General features: G+C 61.6%; 25 protein-coding genes. 13 read left to right on the top strand and 12 right to left on the bottom strand.

Translation table 11 applies throughout. The features are described from left to right. From N551_RS0108785 to N551_RS37790, 3 genes are read right to left on the bottom strand one after another with little or no spacing between them, the layout of a single operon-like run. Window positions 1–300: a hypothetical protein gene (locus tag N551_RS0108785; protein ID WP_027566650.1), complete on the bottom strand. Its 300-nt coding sequence runs from the start codon at window positions 298–300 to the stop codon at window positions 1–3. Beyond that, on the bottom strand, window positions 293–1,969 hold the full coding sequence (locus N551_RS0108780) for a hypothetical protein (protein ID WP_027566649.1): 1,677 nt from the start codon (window positions 1,967–1,969) through the stop codon (window positions 293–295). The genes N551_RS0108785 and N551_RS0108780 overlap by 8 nt, the downstream gene beginning before the upstream one ends. Before the next feature lie 56 nt (window positions 1,970–2,025). Then, window positions 2,026–2,712, bottom strand: a complete 687-nt coding sequence (locus N551_RS37790; RefSeq protein ID WP_155809563.1) for a hypothetical protein — start codon at window positions 2,710–2,712, stop codon at window positions 2,026–2,028. A gap of 76 nt (window positions 2,713–2,788) precedes the next feature. Between N551_RS37790 and N551_RS0108775 the strand changes: the two genes are divergently transcribed. Beyond that, window positions 2,789–3,187: a hypothetical protein gene (locus N551_RS0108775; RefSeq protein ID WP_027566648.1), complete on the top strand. Its 399-nt coding sequence runs from the start codon at window positions 2,789–2,791 to the stop codon at window positions 3,185–3,187. Window positions 3,188–4,741: 1,554 nt separating this feature from the next. Here the strand turns inward: N551_RS0108775 and N551_RS0108760 are convergent. From N551_RS0108760 to N551_RS0108735, 5 genes are all read right to left on the bottom strand, one after another. Next, on the bottom strand, window positions 4,742–5,317 hold the full coding sequence (locus N551_RS0108760; RefSeq protein WP_027566645.1) for a hypothetical protein: 576 nt from the start codon (window positions 5,315–5,317) through the stop codon (window positions 4,742–4,744). 54 nt (window positions 5,318–5,371) lie between these two features. Beyond that, window positions 5,372–6,433 (bottom strand): hypothetical protein, encoded by a 1,062-nt coding sequence (locus N551_RS35245; RefSeq protein WP_197031114.1) that lies wholly within the window; start codon window positions 6,431–6,433, stop codon window positions 5,372–5,374. 123 nt (window positions 6,434–6,556) lie between these two features. Then, window positions 6,557–6,901: a hypothetical protein gene (locus N551_RS0108750; RefSeq protein ID WP_027566644.1), complete on the bottom strand. Its 345-nt coding sequence runs from the start codon at window positions 6,899–6,901 to the stop codon at window positions 6,557–6,559. A gap of 390 nt (window positions 6,902–7,291) precedes the next feature. Beyond that, entirely contained in the window at window positions 7,292–8,578 is a 1,287-nt protein-coding gene (locus N551_RS0108740; RefSeq protein WP_027566642.1) for a PBSX family phage terminase large subunit, read from the bottom strand. A 103-nt stretch (window positions 8,579–8,681) separates the two neighbouring features. Beyond that, window positions 8,682–9,026 carry a hypothetical protein gene (locus N551_RS0108735; RefSeq protein WP_027566641.1) on the bottom strand — a complete coding sequence of 115 codons (345 nt, stop codon included), beginning with the start codon at window positions 9,024–9,026 and terminating at the stop codon, window positions 8,682–8,684. 444 nt (window positions 9,027–9,470) lie between these two features. Here N551_RS0108735 and N551_RS0108730 point away from each other — a divergent pair, with 444 nt between their 5' ends. The 4 genes from N551_RS0108730 (at window position 9,471) to N551_RS0108715 (ending at window position 12,571) form a co-directional block, all read left to right on the top strand. Beyond that, on the top strand, window positions 9,471–9,671 hold the full coding sequence (locus N551_RS0108730; protein ID WP_027566640.1) for a hypothetical protein: 201 nt from the start codon (window positions 9,471–9,473) through the stop codon (window positions 9,669–9,671). Window positions 9,672–9,812: 141 nt separating this feature from the next. Then, the gene (locus N551_RS0108725) at window positions 9,813–10,157 is read left to right on the top strand and encodes a response regulator (protein WP_027566639.1); all 345 of its coding nucleotides are present in this window, start codon (window positions 9,813–9,815) and stop codon (window positions 10,155–10,157) included. A gap of 260 nt (window positions 10,158–10,417) precedes the next feature. Then, entirely contained in the window at window positions 10,418–11,968 is a 1,551-nt protein-coding gene (locus tag N551_RS0108720) for an FAD-dependent monooxygenase (RefSeq protein ID WP_027566638.1), read from the top strand. A gap of 156 nt (window positions 11,969–12,124) precedes the next feature. Then, window positions 12,125–12,571 carry a GNAT family N-acetyltransferase gene (locus tag N551_RS0108715; RefSeq protein ID WP_027566637.1) on the top strand — a complete coding sequence of 149 codons (447 nt, stop codon included), beginning with the start codon at window positions 12,125–12,127 and terminating at the stop codon, window positions 12,569–12,571. A 399-nt stretch (window positions 12,572–12,970) separates the two neighbouring features. On the opposite strand, the gene N551_RS0108705 is transcribed toward N551_RS0108715, so the two are convergent. Together N551_RS0108705 and N551_RS0108700 are read right to left on the bottom strand one after the other, a co-directional pair. Continuing rightward, window positions 12,971–13,318, bottom strand: a complete 348-nt coding sequence (locus N551_RS0108705; protein WP_027566636.1) for a hypothetical protein — start codon at window positions 13,316–13,318, stop codon at window positions 12,971–12,973. A gap of 242 nt (window positions 13,319–13,560) precedes the next feature. Further along, a complete protein-coding gene (locus N551_RS0108700; RefSeq protein ID WP_027566635.1) occupies window positions 13,561–13,749 on the bottom strand; it encodes a DUF3606 domain-containing protein in 189 nt (62 codons plus the stop codon). A gap of 134 nt (window positions 13,750–13,883) precedes the next feature. On the opposite strand from N551_RS0108700, the gene ligD reads away from it, so the two are divergent. The 5 genes from ligD to N551_RS0108675 all read left to right on the top strand — a co-directional run bounded on the left by ligD (window position 13,884) and on the right by N551_RS0108675 (window position 16,492). Then, entirely contained in the window at window positions 13,884–14,807 is a 924-nt protein-coding gene (gene ligD / locus N551_RS0108695) for a non-homologous end-joining DNA ligase (protein WP_027566634.1), read from the top strand. Beyond that, window positions 14,807–15,037 carry a hypothetical protein gene (locus N551_RS0108690; protein WP_027566633.1) on the top strand — a complete coding sequence of 77 codons (231 nt, stop codon included), beginning with the start codon at window positions 14,807–14,809 and terminating at the stop codon, window positions 15,035–15,037. Before ligD ends, N551_RS0108690 begins: the two co-directional genes overlap by 1 nt. Continuing rightward, the gene (locus N551_RS0108685) at window positions 15,015–15,263 is read left to right on the top strand and encodes a hypothetical protein (RefSeq protein WP_155809562.1); all 249 of its coding nucleotides are present in this window, start codon (window positions 15,015–15,017) and stop codon (window positions 15,261–15,263) included. The genes N551_RS0108690 and N551_RS0108685 overlap by 23 nt, the downstream gene beginning before the upstream one ends. A 107-nt stretch (window positions 15,264–15,370) precedes the next feature. Next, entirely contained in the window at window positions 15,371–15,784 is a 414-nt protein-coding gene (locus tag N551_RS0108680; protein WP_027566631.1) for a hypothetical protein, read from the top strand. A 15-nt stretch (window positions 15,785–15,799) separates the two neighbouring features. Next, window positions 15,800–16,492: an SOS response-associated peptidase gene (locus N551_RS0108675; protein ID WP_027566630.1), complete on the top strand. Its 693-nt coding sequence runs from the start codon at window positions 15,800–15,802 to the stop codon at window positions 16,490–16,492. 6 nt (window positions 16,493–16,498) lie between these two features. Here the strand turns inward: N551_RS0108675 and N551_RS0108670 are convergent, their stop codons facing one another. Further along, entirely contained in the window at window positions 16,499–17,275 is a 777-nt protein-coding gene (locus tag N551_RS0108670) for a DUF4261 domain-containing protein (RefSeq protein ID WP_027566629.1), read from the bottom strand. A 503-nt stretch (window positions 17,276–17,778) separates the two neighbouring features. Here N551_RS0108670 and N551_RS0108665 point away from each other — a divergent pair. Both N551_RS0108665 and N551_RS0108660 read left to right on the top strand, forming a co-directional pair. Then, complete coding sequence (locus N551_RS0108665) at window positions 17,779–17,979, top strand: hypothetical protein (protein WP_027566628.1); 201 nt, start codon at window positions 17,779–17,781, stop codon at window positions 17,977–17,979. Further along, complete coding sequence (locus N551_RS0108660; protein ID WP_027566627.1) at window positions 17,976–18,182, top strand: hypothetical protein; 207 nt, start codon at window positions 17,976–17,978, stop codon at window positions 18,180–18,182. The genes N551_RS0108665 and N551_RS0108660 overlap by 4 nt, the downstream gene beginning before the upstream one ends. Here N551_RS0108660 and N551_RS0108655 read toward each other — a convergent pair. Beyond that, window positions 18,176–18,445 (bottom strand): hypothetical protein, encoded by a 270-nt coding sequence (locus tag N551_RS0108655; RefSeq protein WP_027566626.1) that lies wholly within the window; start codon window positions 18,443–18,445, stop codon window positions 18,176–18,178. The genes N551_RS0108660 and N551_RS0108655 overlap by 7 nt on opposite strands. Before the next feature lie 322 nt (window positions 18,446–18,767). Here N551_RS0108655 and N551_RS0108650 point away from each other — a divergent pair, with 322 nt between their 5' ends. After that, entirely contained in the window at window positions 18,768–19,328 is a 561-nt protein-coding gene (locus N551_RS0108650; protein WP_027566625.1) for a hypothetical protein, read from the top strand. The last annotated feature ends 63 nt before the right edge of the window (window positions 19,329–19,391 follow it).

Genomic DNA, 19,391 nt, shown 5'->3' with positions numbered 1-19,391 from the left:
CTAAATGATCCCGAACCGCTTCCGCCGCTCCGCCGTTTCCGCGAGCGCCTTCAACTCTGCCTGCGCCAGCCTGCCATTGGCGACAACGCCTGCGAGGTGGTCGCGCACCTTGCCCACGATGTTGATCGCGAGGAAAAGCTTTTCTCGGCCGGCGGCATCGTCAACCGTGGTGGCGCGCCAGGCCACGATGTAGCTCTTCTCGAGCGTGTCGAACGCCTCGTTCAGGATTTCATCGTCGAGCAATGCTTCAGCCCGAACTGCCCTTGCCGCCGCACGCTCCAAGGCGATCTCGTCAGACATTGCTTCCCTCCTCCTTATTCGGCCGCGCCTTCATCTCGTGATGTGCCGCGGATGCGGCGAGATCGAGCGCTGCTTCGGTCACATCCATCCGATGCTGCTCCTGCGCATGCTGGAGCTTCTGCTCGTGGCCAAGCGCCTTCAGATGCGCATCGAGCACGGCAATCTTCGCGTCCAGGCCGGCCCTGATCCTGGCGATCTCGATCTCGGCCTGCATCTTCACCTGCTGGTGAATCGCATCGGCCTGTGATTTCTCGCGTTCGATCTGCCCCTTGTGCACGGCGGCAAGCTGGTCAGCCTGAAGCCGCGCCTGCAGCGCCAGAAGTTTTGGGTCAGGCGGCGGTTGTGGCGGCGCCGGCGGCGGATACAATAGCTGCCCGGTCTGCGGATTGACGGCCATCGGATCGTTGAAGAACTGGTCGGGATTCCGGTGCCCCATGATCCGGGTCAGTTCGGCCGCCGTGTTGTAGAGCTGGCGGTCACCGACCAGGTTGATCTTGCCGCCGGCCAGCAGCTCCTTCTGCACGTTGGCGATCGCCATGGTCTGGGCGAATTGCTGCGCCTTGCCGCCGGCGCCGAGGCCGACATTGATGGTCATGTCGTCTCGGGTCTTCCAGTTGCGCGGGTTGACCTCGACCCAGGAATTGCGCAGGCGAACCGTCTCCTCGCGCTGACCATGCTTACGGATCGTGCCGTGGAGCAGCGCGAAGATGTCGCGCACGCCTTCGGCCATGATGCGCGCGATCAGCTTGATCCGCATCTGCGAGGCCGAGAACACCTGCGCGACCGCCGTCGCCGACTGGTTCTGCAACGCGTTGGCGTCGATGCCCTGCGTCGGCTTGCCAAGGCCGGTGCGGATCTCGAGCTCGGCGTCGATATATTGCAGCATGGGATAGATCGACGTGGTGATGTCAGGCACCACCTGCCAGTTCAGCCCGCCCGCCGTCTTGGTGCGAACCACACCACCGGGCCGCGACACCAGCAAATCGTCAAGCGTGTTCGGCCCGGCATTCTGCTCGGCGACCTCGACGCGCGGATTGTTGTGCAGATAGAGGTTGTCGAGCGCGCCGCGCTTGAGAGCCGTCTTCTCGCGTTGCAGCGGCATCACGAGATCGGCGATCGAGCGTCCGAAGAAGCGGTGGGTCACCGGCACCGGCGTCGTCGCCGCAAACGGCATCTCGTCGAACGGCGCGATGCAGTCTTTGCCGTCCTTGCGCAGGATCTCGGCCTGGTCGCCTCCGGTGATGACCTGGTAGAGGCAGGGACGGCCGGATCCTTCAAAATCCATCCGCACATAGTGCTCGGTGATACGCACCAGCCGCGCCGCCGAATTGGCGCTGCCACCACCGGCGGTCGCGGACAGATGCTCCTCCACCGTATCGCGCGCCAGCGTCTCGATCTCGGTCGTGCCGGTATGCGGCAGCAAGGCCCTGATCTGGCTGGCGTCAAAACCTTCTGCAATCAGCTGCGCCTCGGTCTTGGTGACGACCTCGTGGAAGCAATAATTGCAGTCGCGAATGCTGCGCGCGCCGCGCTCGATGCCGAATTCCTCCGGCGGCACCCCCATCACCCGCACCTGCGCGCGCTTGCGCGTGGTGACGATGGTGATGTCGTGCGTGATGAGAGACCCCGTCGGCGCAGGCTGCGCCGGGGCTAGCAACGGAATGGGCATGTGTCATGGCTTTCAGTTCGGTAGGCGAGCGCCCGAAGCGCGGACGAAAAGTCGCGCTAGTAGGCGTTGTTGCGCATATGGTCCTGGATCATCCCGAGCAATCCACCGGGTCCTTGTTCTACCTGTGATTGAGTACGTTCTTGCAAGGCGGGAAGGTCGGTCGAAGCTCTCCAATCTCCCATCCCGTCCCCGAGGGTTCGATCCCTCGGGCTCAAGTTGCTCACAGGCGGTGTGCTCACCGGACCAATTGTCCCGAGGCGAGACGTCAGAGTTCGGGAAATTGGTGATACTTCATCGATCGGTCCCATCGCGCGAGGCGCAAAGAACGTCTGTAGCCAACCGGCGATCTGATCCGGCGTCAGGGTCGTCGTGAATGAGGGGGACATATTAAATGTGCCGATCCCGGTACCGACGGACGTCACTCTGGGCATCGCGAGCGGTGGAAGCACACCGCCACCATTGGCAAACGTGGTATTCAAACTCACCGACGGAATGAGCGTCGAAACGTTTCCGCTGATGCCGGATCCAAGCGTATCGCGGCTGGTCATTCCGGGCGCGAGAAAGACGGCTTCCAATCCTGCTCCCGGGGCGCCCAGACTGCGATTTACGGTCCATCGCGGTGCGGTGGGGGAGCCGGGATTCCAGTAGTAGGTTCCACCGAATCTGCCGATCGGGAAGAACGGAGGCGTTGCCGAGAAGGAAAGTCCGTCCGGACCGCGATCGGGGTTGTAGCCTTCTGCCATCACACTCTCCTATGTTGACCGCCGTCCTGCTTTTGGCGATGCTTGAAGCAGTTTCACCATCCGAGCGATTTCCGACATGAGCTTCCCTGTGGCCCTTTTCGCTGTGATCTGGGTTTTGGGCCTTCTGCTTATTGCAGGCCTGTATCTCAACGATCTTCGCGTCGTGCTCAACAACGTGACCCCTGGCGCACAGATGTCGATGCTGCCTGCACATCCGACCTGGGTGAATAAGACTGCGGCAATCGTGTCGGTTGCCTGGTTGGAAGCTCTGCTTGTCGCCGCCGCATCACTCACGATTGGTCGATTGTTCAAACTCGACCGCCCGGCATCGGTGCTCATCTCCCGATGCGACCCCAGCTGCCTGACCGAAGCTGGCCGCCTTCATCTTGCGAATGCCGCGAGGCACGAGCGCTTCGCGCTCGCTTGGGTGATCGCTGGCATCGCGTCCATTATCGTGATCTGCTCCTTCTCCTAGCGTCGTGCCGGTATGCGGCAGCAAGACCCTGATCTGGCCAGTGTAAAAGCCTTCTGCGATCAGCTTCGCTTCGATCGCGCTGACGACCTCGTGGAGGCAATAGTTGCAGTCGCGGATGCGCACACCGCGCTCGAGGCTTCCGGCGGCCCCCTCATCACTCGCACCCGATTAAGCTTGCGCGTGGTCACGATGGTAACGTCATGCGTGACGAGAGGTCCCATCGGCGCAGGCAGCGCCGGGGCCAGCAAGGGAGTGGGCATGTTGGATTGAACTCTCAGTTGCGTGTGGCGCTAAAATGCGGCGACCTGCCAAGTTGGTAAGCGCTGCCGCGCTCATACGTCTGGACTTAGACCAGCTGTCCGTCTGCGCGCACCAAATCGGCGCCGTCATGGACTGGCCGAGACGTCCGCCTCATCTCAACGGTCCGAATACACCACCGAGGCCATTCCGATTGCCGAAACGATCAGAGAGGTCCCAAGGGGCAGTTCCCCGAGCCGGTAGCGAATTATCGGGCGCCTGCTGGGCCCGTGTCGCCCCATCCACAAAGGGAATCGGTGGATGCGTGGCACTCCAGCACCGAATTGTTTGACCTCCATGCATGCCGAGTGTCTGCACGTCTCTCGATAGACGATCGCAAGACCCGGGGTTCCGAGATTTCCTGAAAGCGCAGCCGCCCGAGGATCGAGGAGCATTCCATAAATCGGTGCGCGCGGTCTCGTCATCGCACGTTGCCACCAAGGCACAACACGGCCGCCGCTCCTCGAAGCTACGGCCTGGCCTTCGCGATTCGGCTTGCAGGAATCGGGCCGCGTTCGTTGCGGGCGCGATCAGTGAATAAAATAGAGAACCACAGCAAGCCCGGCGCAACAGATCACCAGGCCGATGAGGGCGGAAAGCGTGGCCTCGATTTCCAAACGCCCGCTTTCGTTACGCCTGAACCCCAGCCAGCCAAATCGGCTAGTATCGAGAGGGGTGCCGACCTGGACCTTCCCGAAGGATACAAGGGGCAGCACCAGTCGGGCCACGGAGTAACCGATGCCCCACCAAACCAGCTCCAGGATCCACCCGATTACCATCGAAATTGCCCGCCGAGGTAATTCATGTCGACCCCCGGTGTGGGGTATTGTTGATGACTTACGTCTGCAATGGCTGCGGAGTTGCATTATAGGGTTCGAGGTAGATCCTGCCGAATGAACCGGGCGGCAAGGCAGCACGCGCCACCGTGTAGCCGATTGGCTCTGTCAGCATTGACAATACCGACATCAGAAAACTCACGCAGAGGCAGAGACTATTCTTTTTAGAACAAAACAGGAACTACGTCAACCGTGGGTTAGATGGTCTCGGTTGTCTGAACAAAAAATCCGCGTCGATAAGTGGATTCTCTGCCGGGGTTAGGCCGCGCGGGGGTGGCCGGTATCCCACCCCCAGTCACCTGTTCACGGCGACTATCGCCGTTGTCAGGCAGAAATTCCACTTATCGTCTTGTTCAGATGTTCGGGACCGGCGCTGTCCGCCTCCCCCAAGAGCATGCGACAGCGAATCCCCTTGCTGTTCTCAGGACGCAGTCTGCGGCGTGACTTGCCGGGCGGCCATGTCATGCACCGTGTGCGCGACGATCTTCATCGCGCCGTTCGATTCCACGGCATCCTGGGCGAGCAGCGCGAACTGGTCGTCGGTCAGATCGTAGTAGGTCTCGCGGCTCTCCTCCTCGCGCTCTTCCCACCAGACCTTGACGATGCCGGCCTTCGACAGCAGCGCATCCTTGATAAAAGAATAGAGCACCATGAAGCCGCCGTTCTGCTGCATGAAGACGTGGTTGACGTAGTCCGTCTCCTGCTGCGCGGCGGCGACGTCCTCCGGACCGACCGGCTCGAAGCGCACGACTTCGTCGGAGCCTGCAAAGATGTCCATCAACGACGGCATCAGGCCTTCGACGGTGTCGGCGACGTCGGTCGACACCGCACGCGAGCGGCCGTCCTGCGCCGGCATGTCCTTGCGCATGTCGCCGAGGTAATAGTCCATCGCGTCGGCCCGCTCCTCGGCGAGCCGCGCCGCCGACATAGCAGCGAGTGCGTTGGCTTTCTCGGAGGCGAGCATCGCCTTTACTTCGGAGATCGACATTCTCGACATGAAATACCTTTCGGCCAGAGCTCGTTCACCGCGCTGTTCGGTGGACCGGCTTCATCAGCGTGGCATTATGAAGGGCTGGACCCAGCGGGCAAACCAGGCATCGTCATCGCCCTGCCCATCATTTCCTCGGTCATCCGTGCCCCAGATCGGCGGCGGGATCGAATGGCTCGGCTCTCCCGCGAACGCGCCGATTGGCCGGTTGCTTGGGGCGCCCCGATCATCAGAACGCGTGCCCCACTGACCGAATCGCTCGTTCAATCCCGGGGACGGCAGATACGGCACAGGCGAAGCACCCGACCTGAACACGTCCGTCGCGGAGGGAGCATCCTGCCGGGTCAAGCGGCGAACATCGCGGCGAGAGACAGCGGACGCATCACCGGTGGATTTCTCGGACGCGTTCGGCGCAGGCGCGCTGCCGCCCGGAGACGTAATCCAATTGCCAAACCGACCGGCAAACGTCGCGCCTTGATCCGCCCCCGCAGCTTCAGCATCGGCTGGGTACGGCGGCTCACCCGCCGCTGGACGGGAGCCTCCTTGTCCGGACAACGGGCGTCGCACGCGCTCCGAGGGCGTGTCGTATCCTCCGCCGACGAACGCATAGTCGCGCTGGATGCCGCGCAGCGTGTCGGGAATAGGAAGCCGGTGCTGGCTCATGACTTTCGCCTTCGGATCCCGCGCAAGTGTATCCGCGATATCAGAGAGATATTCATCATCAACCCGCGGAAGCGCATAGAGTCCCGCGTTCACGCCGGCGGCCTGCATGATGCGGTCAACGATCGTCGTACAAACGCGAGGATCGCGCTTCATGGCATTGTACCAGAGTCCCTCGCGCCCAATGAGACTGATCTCGGCGTGCGCGGACCTGGCCTGTTCCTCGGTGATCGGCACGGTGTAGGTCCGGTGATCGTCGCCGAACACGTTGGAAAAGTCCGAAGGCAGCGCTGTCGATCCCGTGGGTACGGTATGGACGTCAAATTTGCCTGGGCTGATCGGCGCATTGTGCCAACGCGGACCGAAGCCCGCATAGGTCTGCCCCGACGGATCAGTCAGAGTGACGGCCGCGTGTCCGACGCCATAGGGATTAAGTTGAACTGTGAGTGCGTGTCGACCCGGCATTGATCACTCCTGAACTTCGTGCCTCCATTGCGAAACATCGGCACGTTGGGACTTTGACGGACGTCGTATTCATTGCAAGCCGCCCAGACGAGGCAACCGTCTCGCAATCGACGCTCGCACGACCTATCGATCGTCCCCACGGGCTCGATCGAACCACCAATGGTCGATGCGGTTCAGCGTCGGCGCGACCCCGAGGACAGCCTTCTCAAGGATCCATCCGACCAAATAGGCGGCCGCCAAACTCAGCAGATACACCCCGACTTGAACGAAGAAATAGCCGTTGAGCAGCAGCCACTCCATCGTGGCTCCTGGCATGGCTCCCACGACGAGCCAGCCGGGAAGAGCGCTGAGCGCCATGAAAAATCCGCTCGTCTTACTGTCGCGGGCGAGATAGGCGGCTGCCAGCATGAACAGAACATAAGACGCGTAGAAGCCAACGCAGATCAGGCCGCCCCTATTGAACCTCACGTCCCTCTCCTCCCGTCATCCGGCATCGTGTTCGAACCTATATGCGCGCCGGAAGGCGATGTGGACGGCGAAGACAGCCGCAAGCAATACGATCGCGCAAATTCCAAATCCGATCCAAGCCGCAGCGGCTTGCCGCAGCTCGATCCGGCCTGTCGCATCGCGACGATACCACGGCCACTGCAATGGCTGCGGCGTTGCACTGAATGGTTCGACATAGATCCAGCCGAAGGAAAGGAATGGTAGGACGGCTCGCCACCGCGTATCCGATCAGGTCGACCAGTATTCTCAACGTCGACATCGCAAATCTCACGCAGCAGTAGACATTACACCTCCTAGAACATAACACGAACACGTGTCAACCGCAGGTTTCACCGCGGCCCATTGTGTCACTCACACCCACCCCTGCTCGGCATAGCGGATCGGCCGGTTGAACGCGGCTGCCCTGCCTGGCTGCTCATGGCAGATCGCCATCAATCCCAGCGCATCGGCGGCGTGGCTTGACCAGTCGTGCTCGGGGCCGAGCCCGATGTTGCGCGCCTCGTCCTTGCGCTCATGATAAAAGCCGAGCGCCTCGCGGCCGGGCTCCGTTGTGTCCTTGTTGAACCAAAGCTGCGGACCAAGTCGCCGCAATGCCTCGATCCGCATCATCGCGGCGCCCGGCCCCTGGTTCTTCACCGGAGGCTCGACCGTGAATCCGGCCTCGCGCAGATGATCCTCGTAGCGCTTTCCGGTGATGTTGTTGGCGGCGATGCCGTCATGCGGCAGGTAAAGAATGGCCTGGTCATAGCCGCGCGAGCGCAGCCAGTTGACGTGAAACGCCAGCACCTGGCCGACGCTCTCGTAATAATCCAGGACGCGAATTTCAGTGCCGACCCACTGCACGATCCAGATCGCGAAGGCATCCGCCGCGGCGCCAGCGCCGCCGATGTCGATGAAGGCGCGCAGTGGCAACAGCGGATCCGCCGCAACCTTTCCGATCCGTCCCTGCGCGCGCGCTTCCGACAGCAACGAAGCGAAATAGGCGCCTTCGAAGGCGCGCGCATATTCGCCCTCCCAGATGTGATCGTAGCGCTCCGGATAGAGCTTTTGATCGAGCAACCGTTCCTCCGTGAGCACGTGCGGAAACCAGGGATTGTCGCGCCAGTTCGCCTTGACGACGACAGCTCCCTCGGGTCGCCGCCCGCGCAAGAAATCGTCGATCGCATCGCTCTTGCGGCGTGGATTCCAGCTCGCCCACAGCTCGGAGTCTTTTGCGCGGATCGTCGGCCGCAGCAACGCAAGGCTACGCGCGCTCAACGACTGAGCCTCGTCAATCCAGGCGATGCGAAATCCTTCCAATGACTTGATCGAGTCGGCTGTGTGATCCTGAAGCCCGCGAAAGATGATCAACCCGTCGCCAGGCGTTTCGATTTTGTCGCTGAAGAACTTGAAGCCGTGTTCGAGACCAAGACTTGCGATCTTGCCCTCGATCAGCCGCTTGGAAGATTGCGCCAGCGTCCGCTGCGCTTCGCGGATGCAGACTGCGAGCGTGCCGCGCTCGGCCTGACAGGTCTCGACAAGAAGCTCGCCGAAAAAATGCGATTTGCCCGAGCCGCGTCCACCATAAACGCCCTTGTAGCGCGCGGGTTGCAGCAGTGGCTCGAAGATCTTGGCCGTCGGAATTTTCAGGATGGACAATGGATGCGCTCGCTCGCACTACGACAGGCCGGCACGCCTCCGCCACATCGCGGACCAGTCCTCGTTGCTCGGAGTGTCGGAACCGAATTCCAGATCGATCTTTTCACGGCTTAGGCGTCATCCCGGCATCCGCATCGCGCAGGCTTGCCGGATACACGATGATGCGCTCGATCCGGTGAATCAATTCCAGCACGCGATCCTCCCCGTTCTCGATCGGCTGCGCCGCCTTGCCCCAGCCGCGATCGAGGATTGCATTGGCGGCGGAGACACGGGCGGCCGGCGTTGCATCGTCGCTGCGCATGATGCCGACCAGCACCCTGAGCGCGGTTCTGGTGTGACTCCGTGCCAGCGAGCGGATTTCGGTCAGGGTGTGCGCGCTGGACGTCTTCCGTCGCGCAGGCGCGCGGACCGGCTCGCTCACGAGCGCAATTTCCATGTCCTCGCTCAAGACAACGTCTCCCACAGCGCGATTACAACCAGGCCCGCGAGTGCGAGCGATATCAGATAGGCTGTCATGACTTCTCCACAAAAAGAAATGCGCGGCAGATCGCGAGACGAAGCGCGATCGTTTCGGGCGCGAACCCTATCTCCGTTCCCGGAGGCCGCAGCGGCGCGAGCACTGGCCCAGCGCCGCGGGCCGGCACGTTCGCGCGTGCACGGCCAGCAATGGTACGGACGACGGCGCGCCGATCGGCGCTCCAGGTTTGACGAGTGCGTGGCCGCAATGCGCCGCCGCCGTCCGATCTCGATCGAGACGAAAAAACCCGCGGCGGATGCGTTCCGCGCGGGTCAACCAAACTCGTCTCGATGATGGCATTATGCCGGTGTTTTGCCCGACGTGTCAAACGAACGAATTCGCTCAAGCTGCGTTAGGCGATCAGGAGGCCGGCAGATGACGCTCAAGACTCCATCACAAGACACATCGCGAAATCTTCCAGGACGAAAGCGCGGCATCGACAAGGCGCGCGACACGCAAGAGACCGTCGTTGAAGACGCCGGCGACACGGACAACAACGACCGCGATCTGGTGCATGGCGAGGGCGGCACCATCGACCTCCCCACCAGCCCCGGCGATTTGTCGAAGGACGATTAGGCCGCTCCGCAGGCGGGCGCAGCACAACGTTGCTCTTCGGCCGCGCTCTGCGTGACGTGCAAAACATCTCTCATTCGATCACGCCGTGCGGAACTTACACCAAGGCGGGCGCGTTTATTCCTTCAGGAGGAACATTCTGCGATGAGCCACACCGTACTGGTTGTTGACGACGATCCCGGCGTGCTCGATGTCCTTGTGGGCATGCTGGAAGATCTCGGCTGCGGCGTCATCAGCGCCAATAGCGGCCCGGATGCGCTCGACCGGCTCAGGCAGAACCAGGACATCTCCATCCTCATCACCGACATCAACATGCCGGGCATGGACGGTCACGAACTCGCCGAGCTGGCCAGACGACGCCGCCCGGAACTGAAGATCCTGCAACTGTCGGGACGTGAACCCCGGCGCGACGGCCTTCCCATGATCAGAAAGCCGTTCTCGTTCGAGGAACTCGCCAGCACCATGCAGCGGACCACCGGCATCTGCTGAAGGTCGCAAGCCCGCAACGCCGGAAAGCTCAAACTCCAAAACAAAACCCGCGTCGGATCGCGTCCGCGCGGGTTGAACCAAACTCTTTTCGACGATGGCATTATGCCGGTGTTTTGCCCGACGTGTCAACGCGCCGAATGCGGACAAAGGATTTCCCTCTCCCCACTCAGATATGTGGTGTGCAACGGGCTTGCTTCAAGCCCCCGACCCTGCCGTAGAACCCTCGACCCGAACACCATCCAAACCCGAGGGGTCATCACATGCCTGTACTGCTTCCGACGTCCCGGACGCGCGGCCACAGCAAAGGGGCCGGCGCCCATCACGCACAAGACCATGTGAGAGACCACGCGCAAGACCACGCCGTCGTGATCGCCGGCGGTGGCCCGACCGGCTTGATGCTGGCCGCGGAGCTCGCGCTCGCGCATGTCGACGTCGCAATGGTCGAACGGCGCGCCGATCAGGAACTGGTCGGCACGCGCGCCGGCGGCTTGCACGCGCGCAGCATCGAGATCCTCGACCAGCGTGGCGTCGCGGATCGTTTCCTGCGCGAAGGACAGATCACCCAGCTCGCGGGCTTCGCCTGGACCAGGCTCGACATCAGCGACCTCCCCACCCGGCACGCTTACGGGCTCGCATTGCGGCAGAGCCACATCGAGCGCATCCTGGCCGACTGGGTCAGCGAGCTCGCGGTGCCGATCTATCGAAACCGCGAGGTGACGGGTTTTGCGCAGGACGAGACCGGCATCGACGTGACGCTGTCCGGCGGCGAGACCTTGCGCGCGAATTATCTGGTCGGCTGTGATGGCGGCCGCAGCCTGGTGCGCAAGGCCGCCGGCATCGACTTCGCAGGCTCCGAGCCGACGCTGAGCAATCTCATGGCTGAAGTCGAGATGCGCGACGAGCCCGCATGGGGTCTGCGCCACGACGCGCTCGGCTTTCACGGAATCAGCAAGACCGAGAGCGGACGCGTGCTGGTGGTCGTGACGGAAGCGACGCTCGATCGCACCGGCGCGCCTGGTCCGCGCGATCTCAGCGAAGCCCTCGTCGCCGTCTACGGCACCGATTTCGGTCTCCACAACCCGTCCTGGATCTCCCGCTTCACCGATGCGGCACGGCAGGCCGTGTCCTATCGCAAGGCTCGCGTGCTGCTCGCCGGCGATGCCGCGCATATCCATCACTCCGTCGGCGGGCAAGGCCTCAACATTGGCGTGCAGGACGCCGTCAATCTCGGCTGGAAGCTCGCGCAGGTGGTCAAGGGCCTGTCGCCCGAAACTCTGCTCGACAGCTACCACGCCGAGCGCCATCCCCTCGCCGCGAGGACCTTGCGCAACACCAAGGCGCAGATCGCCCTGCTCCGCCGCGGCGAGGACGGCCTCAAGGCCGCGCGCGACATCGTCGCCGAACTGCTCGCCATGGACGCGCCGCGCCAGCGTTTTGGCGCGATGATGAGCGGGCTCGACGTGCACTATGATCTCGGCCAAGGCCACGCGCTGCTCGGGCGCCGCATGCCCGATCTCGACCTGACGGTCGGAGGGCGTCCGCTGCGACTGTTCACGCTGCTGCACCGCGCGCGCGGCTTGCTGCTCGATTTTGGCGATGCCGGCGGCCTCGACACCGCGCCTTGGGCGGATCGCATCGATCTCGTCGAAGCGGGCTATCACGGTGCATGGGAGCTTCCGTCCATCGGACAGGTCGCTGCGCCCAAAACCGTGCTGGTGCGGCCCGACGGGCACGTGGCGTGGGTGGGAGACGGGAGCCAACACGGACTTGCAGAGGCAATGACGAGGTGGTTCGGAGCGGCCGCGGCGTAGGAGGACAAATCTATAAGTTCCGCTTCTTGGGGTAAAGCAGACCTAGGCTGACGACTTCGGCATTTCGCTTTTTGACCCATTGCAGACCTTTGAGCGACTCGGTGTCACTGGTTTATGATAGCATCGCGGCAAAGCCATCATGCTTGATAACAGTCCATGACCCCACCCGTTATCCGCTCTGCGGCCCTACGCGATTTGCCGGCGGTGTTGAGCCTATACCGGCACCTGCATCCGCACGAACCCGAGTTGGAAAGAGCTACTGCTGAGCGGGCGTGGTCCGCGTTGCTTACATCCAACTTCGTTACTGTGATTGTGGCGGAAGCAGGTGATATGCTCGTATCTTCGTGCACCCTCGCGATCGTACCCAACCTAACTAGAGGCGGTAGATCATATGGGGTGATCGAAAACGTAGTCACTCACGCCGACTACCGGCGGCGGGGGCTCGGGCGACAAGTTCTCGCTCATGCGCTCGATATTGCCTCGCAGGCCGATTGCTACAAAATACACTTGGCAACAGGCTCGAAGCGGGAAAGCACACTACGCTTCTACGAAAAAGCGGGGTTCGAACGGGAAGGCAAAACTTACTTCGAGGTGCGCCGTTGAGCCGCATCCATCTGCGATCGGGCCGCTGCTTTGCAGGTCCGGATTTGGCCCATAGCTGACCTACTATTGCGAGCTGAGCACGTCCGGTTTCGAAAACGAAGCGGACGTGGCTTGCGCCGCGGGCCAGCCGGATTTATGAGCCATCGGCCCAGCGGATCAAGTCTTCACAATACCCGGCTTAGGATTCGAATGTTGCGCCGGTCGGCGGCCTCTGCCGCGGTCGGCTTCGCGGGCGTGTTCGGCTCCACAGCCGGTTGCTCCGGTTTATATGCAAGCGCGTCCCGCAACCATCGGGGTAAACCGATCAGAGTCGCGTCCTCTTCCTGGAGATGCATATATTTAGACTCAGGTGGAGTCGCTGGCGATCGTGTTTTCATTGCAATTCCTTACTTGCGAAGCTTACGAAGCATCGGGTTCGCTGGTCTCATTGTTGATTATCGATGGATCGTCCGGATGTACGATGATGCGTTCGATCCGTTGCAGCAATTCGCGCGGCCGCGCGTCCGTAGCCAAGGGCTGCACCGGTTTGCCCCACCCACGATCGAGAATAGCGTTTGCGGCGGCCACCCGCGCAAAGGCATTCGCTGTCTCTCTAAACATGATGGCAGCAAGCACGTTGAGTGCGGCTTCGGTCTTGGTGCGTGCCAGGGTTTCGATATCGGCCAGCGTTGGTGCCCTGAAACCTTCAGTAGCCACATGCTGAGCAACAGGAAGATGCAGCTCGGTCCTTCTCCTAAATTTGGGCATTTGGAAATCCGTTTGTTAAATGACGAGTCTCCGCAAATAAAAAACCCGCGGCGGATTGCTCCGCGCGGGCATGATTTTCAATGATGCCATTCTGCCAGTGTTTTGCCCGACGTGTCAAACGGACGAAAACGACTCCGGCACAGAGATGGGGGCAGGTTGCGCCGGAGCCGCATTCCAGCCGGCAAGCAACGGTATGCCGGCAATAACCAACTCTGGCTGAAAACCGAAAGTTCCTTGCGCGGTCAGCGCGTCTTTAATTTACGCTCCACCTTCTTCCGGCTGCTCCCGACCTTCTTGACCGCCTTCTTCACGGCAGAAGCCGAGCGGCTCGTCTTCTTCGCTTCGTAGCTGACTTCATACTTCTGTCCGCCCGCCACGCGGGCACGGTCCTGCTTGCGACCGCGAGGGGTCTGCTTCTTCGCTTTAGCCATGTTGCAGCTCCTTGCACCTGTGAAACGCAAGAGGATTCAATCTGTTCCCACGTCCATCAGGGCGGCGGCGAATTCGCGGAACGAATCTGACCGTAAGGATTCGAATCAAGGTGTTCGTTGCGTGGAGTTTGTCAGTGGCGTTGCAGCGTCAGCGGAAGTCTCCGGTCGCCGGTGCTAAGGCGCCCTTCCCCGGCTTCATCGAACCGGCCTTGGCATCGGCGGTGGACCGGGTGCCATCCGGAGATCGGTGGATTCACGAAATCAAGTTCGACGGCTACCGAGTGCAAGTTCATTTGGCCAACGAGGCCGTCACCGTCTACACCCGGCGCGGCTACGACTGGACAAAACGCTTTAAGAAAGTCGCCGACGACGCCTGGCACATCAAGGCGGGATCGGCGGTCATCGATGGCGAGGTTGTCGTCCCTGCTGCCGATGGCAGCACCGATTTTTCCGTCCTTCAAAACGAGCTCAAGGGCACATCGTCCAAGATCGTGCTCGTGGCGTTCGATCTTCTTTATCTGAATGGGCGAGACCTGCGCGGCCTGCCGCTATTGCAGCGCAAGGCCGAGTTGAAGAAAATCATTTCCGGCACCGACGTGCAGTTCAGTGACAGCTTCGAAATCGATGGACGCGAGATGTTCGCGCATGCGTGCAAGGTTGGGCTTGAGGGCGTGGTCTCCAAGGTTCGCGACAGCATCTACAACAGTGGCCGCGGCAACAACTGGGTCAAGACAACTTGCGCGCAACGAGAGACGCTAACCATCGCAGGCTTCGCACTCGACGAAGGCAAATGGGATGGCATGTATCTAGGGCGCCATAAGGGAGATGATCTGATTTATGCGGGCAAGGTCGACCACGGATTCGACAAGACATCTGCCGCAGAACTGCAAAAACGATTGAAGCCGCTCATTCGCAAGACGCAGCCTTACGCCAAGCGCATTGCGCACAAGGGCATCTGGGTCGAGCCGAAGCTGCTTGCGGAAATCGAATACCGCGCCAAGTCGGCCGAGGGCAAGGTCCGGCATCCCTTCTTCAAAGGATTGAGAGAGGACCTCTGATGGATAGAACCTCCCGCATTCTTCAGGATCTATACGACAGTGAAATCAATTTCACGATCGCCACCTTTTGGAATGGCGGTTTTCAAATCAACCTCGGGCTCGGTGATGAGGTGAACGGCTTCGATGCCGAAGGGGAGGCCGACAATATCGTCGATGCTGTCGAGTGGCTTCGTGTCGAAGCTATCGAGAAATATCCGGAGAGTGTCTTTGCAAAAACTCATCGACGATGACTTGACACGTTCGGCGGGTGCAACAACTTCGATGGTGGTTTACTGCGCCCATAATTGTGACACCGAATTCGAGACCGAAGTTGAGGAACTCGAATGCGGCGCCGGCCAAATCGTCTGCCTGGAATGCATCGGGAGCGGACGCTGCCTGTTTCCTCCGGAGATGGTCGGTGGCGAACTGGCGTGCGTCGATTGCAAGGGGACGGGCCGCCAGTTGGTCAGCATTTGAGAGCGCTTTGGTTTTCCACAGCCACGACGGGCAGTAGCACATTGCCCTGCCTGACCACTAGGGATCGACAATTTGCCAACGCTGTTGGCGCATGACTTGGTTGCCCGATGACGACCAAGTCGCGCCAACATCTCTACGGCACTCAAATCAAGATATCGGCCGAACGCGCCAAGGAGGCGCGCAAGGAGGCCGACAAGCTTGCTTGCGCGGCGTGGAACTATCGAATGCTCGGCTATAGAGGTCCCGCCCAACCATCTCCGACGATCGGTGACGCCATCAATGCGGGCTTCCTATATCTCGAAGTTCGATGTCTGGGGTGCGACACCAACCAAACGGTTGCGCTCGACGTCATTCGACGCGCCAAGACGACGCCCGTCCATGAACTTGAACGCTACATGCGGTGCAAGGATTGTTCGGAAGTGCGGCGTTATCCCTACAAGCGAAGCGCACTTGTGGCATTGAGGCCAACGAAGATCTCAGTTGAGAATCCGGCATCGTACTGGTGGCCCGGCGAACGTTAAGGACCGACCGATTTCATGTGCAATCTCTATTCAATCACCACCAATCAGGCGGCCATTGCCGAACTCTTCCGGGTCGTCCGCCGCTATGAAGGCAATCTGGCGCCGATGCCCGGCGTGTTTCCGGATTACCCCGCGCCCGTCATCCGCGACGCAGCCGGCGAGCGGGAGATGGTGCTGATGCGCTGGGGCATGCCGCCGCCCCCCCGCACCGGCGGCCCGCCCGTCACGAACATTCGCAACACCTCGTCGCCGCACTGGCGCGCGTGGCTCAAGCCGGAGCACCGCTGCCTCGTGCCAGTCAACAGCTTTGCCGAATACGCACCGGAGCCCAACCCGGAGACGAAGAAGAAAGATATCGTGTGGTTTGCGCTCGCGGACGCTCGGCCGCTGTTCGCGTTCGCCGGGATCTGGACGACTTTCAATGGGGATCGCGGCACGAAGTCGAAGCCCGTTCCGGGGCCGCACCAGGTGTACGGTTTTCTTACCACGACGCCGAATGAGATCGTGGAGCCGATCCATCCGAAAGCAATGCCGGTGCTGCTGACTACAGCGGAAGAGCGAGATGTGTGGCTCCGAGCACCGTGGGATGAAGCCAAGGCGCTGCAACGGCCGTTACCTGACGAAAGCTTGAAGATTGTTGCGCGCGGCATCGAGAAGGAAGATGCGTTCACCACTGCTACAGCCGTAAGCTCGGGCGAGCTGGGTTAACGCTGATTATGCCGAGCCATCGGCACAGAAAAGAACGGGTAAGCCTTCAAATCGATCGGAGTCCTTGTAACGAGCCGAGAAGCGCTCGCGCGAGTCCCGACCAAACGTATCGCCGTCTTTGACCACGAGCCCGTGCTCAACCAGATAGACGGCAAGGCCGTCCACCTTGTTGACCAGCGTTGGAAGTGTCAGCTTGTGGGTCTCGAACTCGATTTCACGCTCAGCAAATGCCGACAGCCCCATCGTTACTGCTCCGATGCCTGTCTCTGATCGGAACGGCAATATGTCCACCCACAGTGAGGAAGGATAGTCTGGATACGGCGCAAACGATCGACTGGACATGTCCGACCATAGATCGGCGGATCGTGCGACCTTGCCATTCCATACAACGGCGCAACATTCCGGCACCGTCGCAATCAATGCGCCGATGACAGCAGTTGTCAGACGAGCGGCGGACAGCGGCTGCTGGCTTTGGCCTAGCACAGAGACGATCAGATGCCCTTGATGTCGCGCCGCGGCCGCCTTCGCCAGCGGCCATGTCGTGGAAGCGCGCGACCACAAGCCGGGATCGTCGGGAATGCGCGCCGGCATCGACATGACGGCAACAAGCTCGTTGCCACAGCGAATGAGCGGCGAGTTTGCCTCAGCCTGTTGCGCGTCTCCGTTCTCCGCAACATCAGTTGCCAGCTCCGGATGTCGCGCGCGGAGCGCCTTCGCAAGTGCCGACATGTCCGGCGTTGCAGGCGTGTCCAACAGGACCAAAGCGAGCAGTGAATTGCTCATCGGCTATCCCGCAGAAATTTTGGGAGCGAGACCAGATACATTTGCTCTTCGCCCAGAGGTTGAACTTTTACTTTGCTAGAACAAAACACGAACATTGTCAAGTCATCCTCTTCGCCAGCATCGGCTTGCGGGCCACACGCACGTTGTTCTGAAATCATCTCGCGCGTGATGATGTCATCGGCTTTGCTGCGCTGAGCTCGGCAGCGCTCGCGCCGGCGCAGAGATCTCACATCCCGCGCTGATCATCCGGCGCGTCCCTTCCCACGCGAGCTGAGCTGGCTTTGTTCAAAAGTGAACATTGGGTCGCAGGCACTCAAGTTGACCAAGTCCCTCAACTGGCTCAACCCGCTCTCGCAATTTAATCCGCCGACATATCATATGCTGTGTCTCTCCCTCAAACGCGGGGCGTAAGCTTTCTCCATCACCGCAAGGCAATTGGCGTCGACCGGTGATGAGAACGCCGAAAAGCGCTCCCACCCCGCACACGAACGAGGGAGACGTGCATGCCGACACGACGACGATTCAAGCAGACCACGACACTCACCGAACGGCTGGCCGAGGAGGCCGCCCGGCTGCGCGAGGAAGCGCGCACGCTGGCGCCGGGGCGCCGCCGCGAGATGCTGCTGCGCCGCGCGCGGCAGGACGAGACCGCCATGCACATCGACGCCTGGCTGCAATCGCCCGGGCTGAGGGCACCGTCATGATGCAGCAATATCGCGCCTATCTGGTCGGCGACAACGGCGTGTTCCGCTCCGCCGAAGCGTTCGAGGCGTCGTCGGATGCGTACGCCCTCACCTTCGCGCAGCGGTTCACGCGGCACGGCAAGGTGGAGGTCTGGCAGCTCGGCCGCAAGATCGCCGTGCTCGAGTCCGACTCCTACCCGCCGGAATTTCTCACGCGTCAATGATCGCGTGATGTCGAGGGCGGCCTGAAGGTCTCGATCGCGAACGAGAACTTGACCTGCATCACGGGACCTTTGGCATCGCGAACGTCGATCGCCATGGTCTGCCTGGCACCTGCGGGAGGCGCGGAGAGGATGGCATCGCGCGCCATGTCCGCGACCGACTTGGCGGCCTCCGCCTGAACGGCGCGCGCGCTGGCGAGCTCCAACCCTTCCTCGTCGAGCGCTACACCGGTGTCGTCGCGCAGGTCGAAATAATATCGGGGCATTGCAGCATCCTTTGCCCGTATTAGGTCCGAAGCGGACAAAGGGTTTCCGGCGGCCCCGAAAAAATCTGGTGGAATCAACAGGTTCCGGGAACCCGGCGTTTTCCCGACCTGCGCCTGCACTTCGCCTGCGTGTACCCATCCCAAGTCGATCCGGCAGGCAACGAGCGCCGGCCGCGCCGCCCCTCCCCCGTCATCTCTCATTCCAACGAAGGAGGATTTCGCCTGCTGTGTGCGCGGGGTCACGGATGCACGCGCCATGTCCGCCTATCACTCATCCCACGACGACGGCATGAGACAAAACAAACAACCAGACAGGTGGACCATGACGAAGACCCTGATGATCACGAAGATGGCGGCAGCGATCGTGTTGGCCAGTGTTGCGGCAGGCGTTGCGAGCAGCTCGGCTCAGGCCGGCTGGGGCGAGAACGGACAGTACGGCAACGCGCCGCAGGCGCGGCCCCAGTTCGGTCCCCATTTCAACGGCTATGGCGGCAACGGCGGCCAGCGCCCGGTCGTCTATCCCGGCCCGCGGCCGATGCCCCAGGTCGTCGTCTATCCGCGGCCCGCGCCGCCGGTCTATATCCCGCCGCAGGTCGTGGTCCGGCCGGTCCAGTATCCGGTTGTCGTGAACAGGCCGGTGTACGTTCCGACGCCGCAGGTGGTGGAGAAGACGGTGGTCGTGCAGCGGCCCGCCACCGTGGTTGCGGCACCGGTCGCGGCGGCTGCGCCCGCTCCGGTGGTCAACAACAACTGCAACTGCCTCGTGAAGGAATATCCGCAGGCCGGCGTCGTGGTGTTCAGGGATATCTGCACCAAGGAAAGCGCGACCTACACCAACCTGCCGCAGCAGACCACGCAGGCCGTGCTGCCGCCGACCCAGTAATCGCGGGAGCCGGGCTCAGGATACGATGACCAAATCGAACGCGGCAGCATCGCCTGCCGCGTT

The sequence above is a fragment of the Bradyrhizobium sp. URHA0013 genome, assembly GCF_000518345.1.
GTDB lineage: Bacteria > Pseudomonadota > Alphaproteobacteria > Rhizobiales > Xanthobacteraceae > Bradyrhizobium.
The sequence above is the reverse complement of the archived record's forward strand: the minus strand, read 5'-3'. Positions and strand labels throughout refer to the sequence as shown.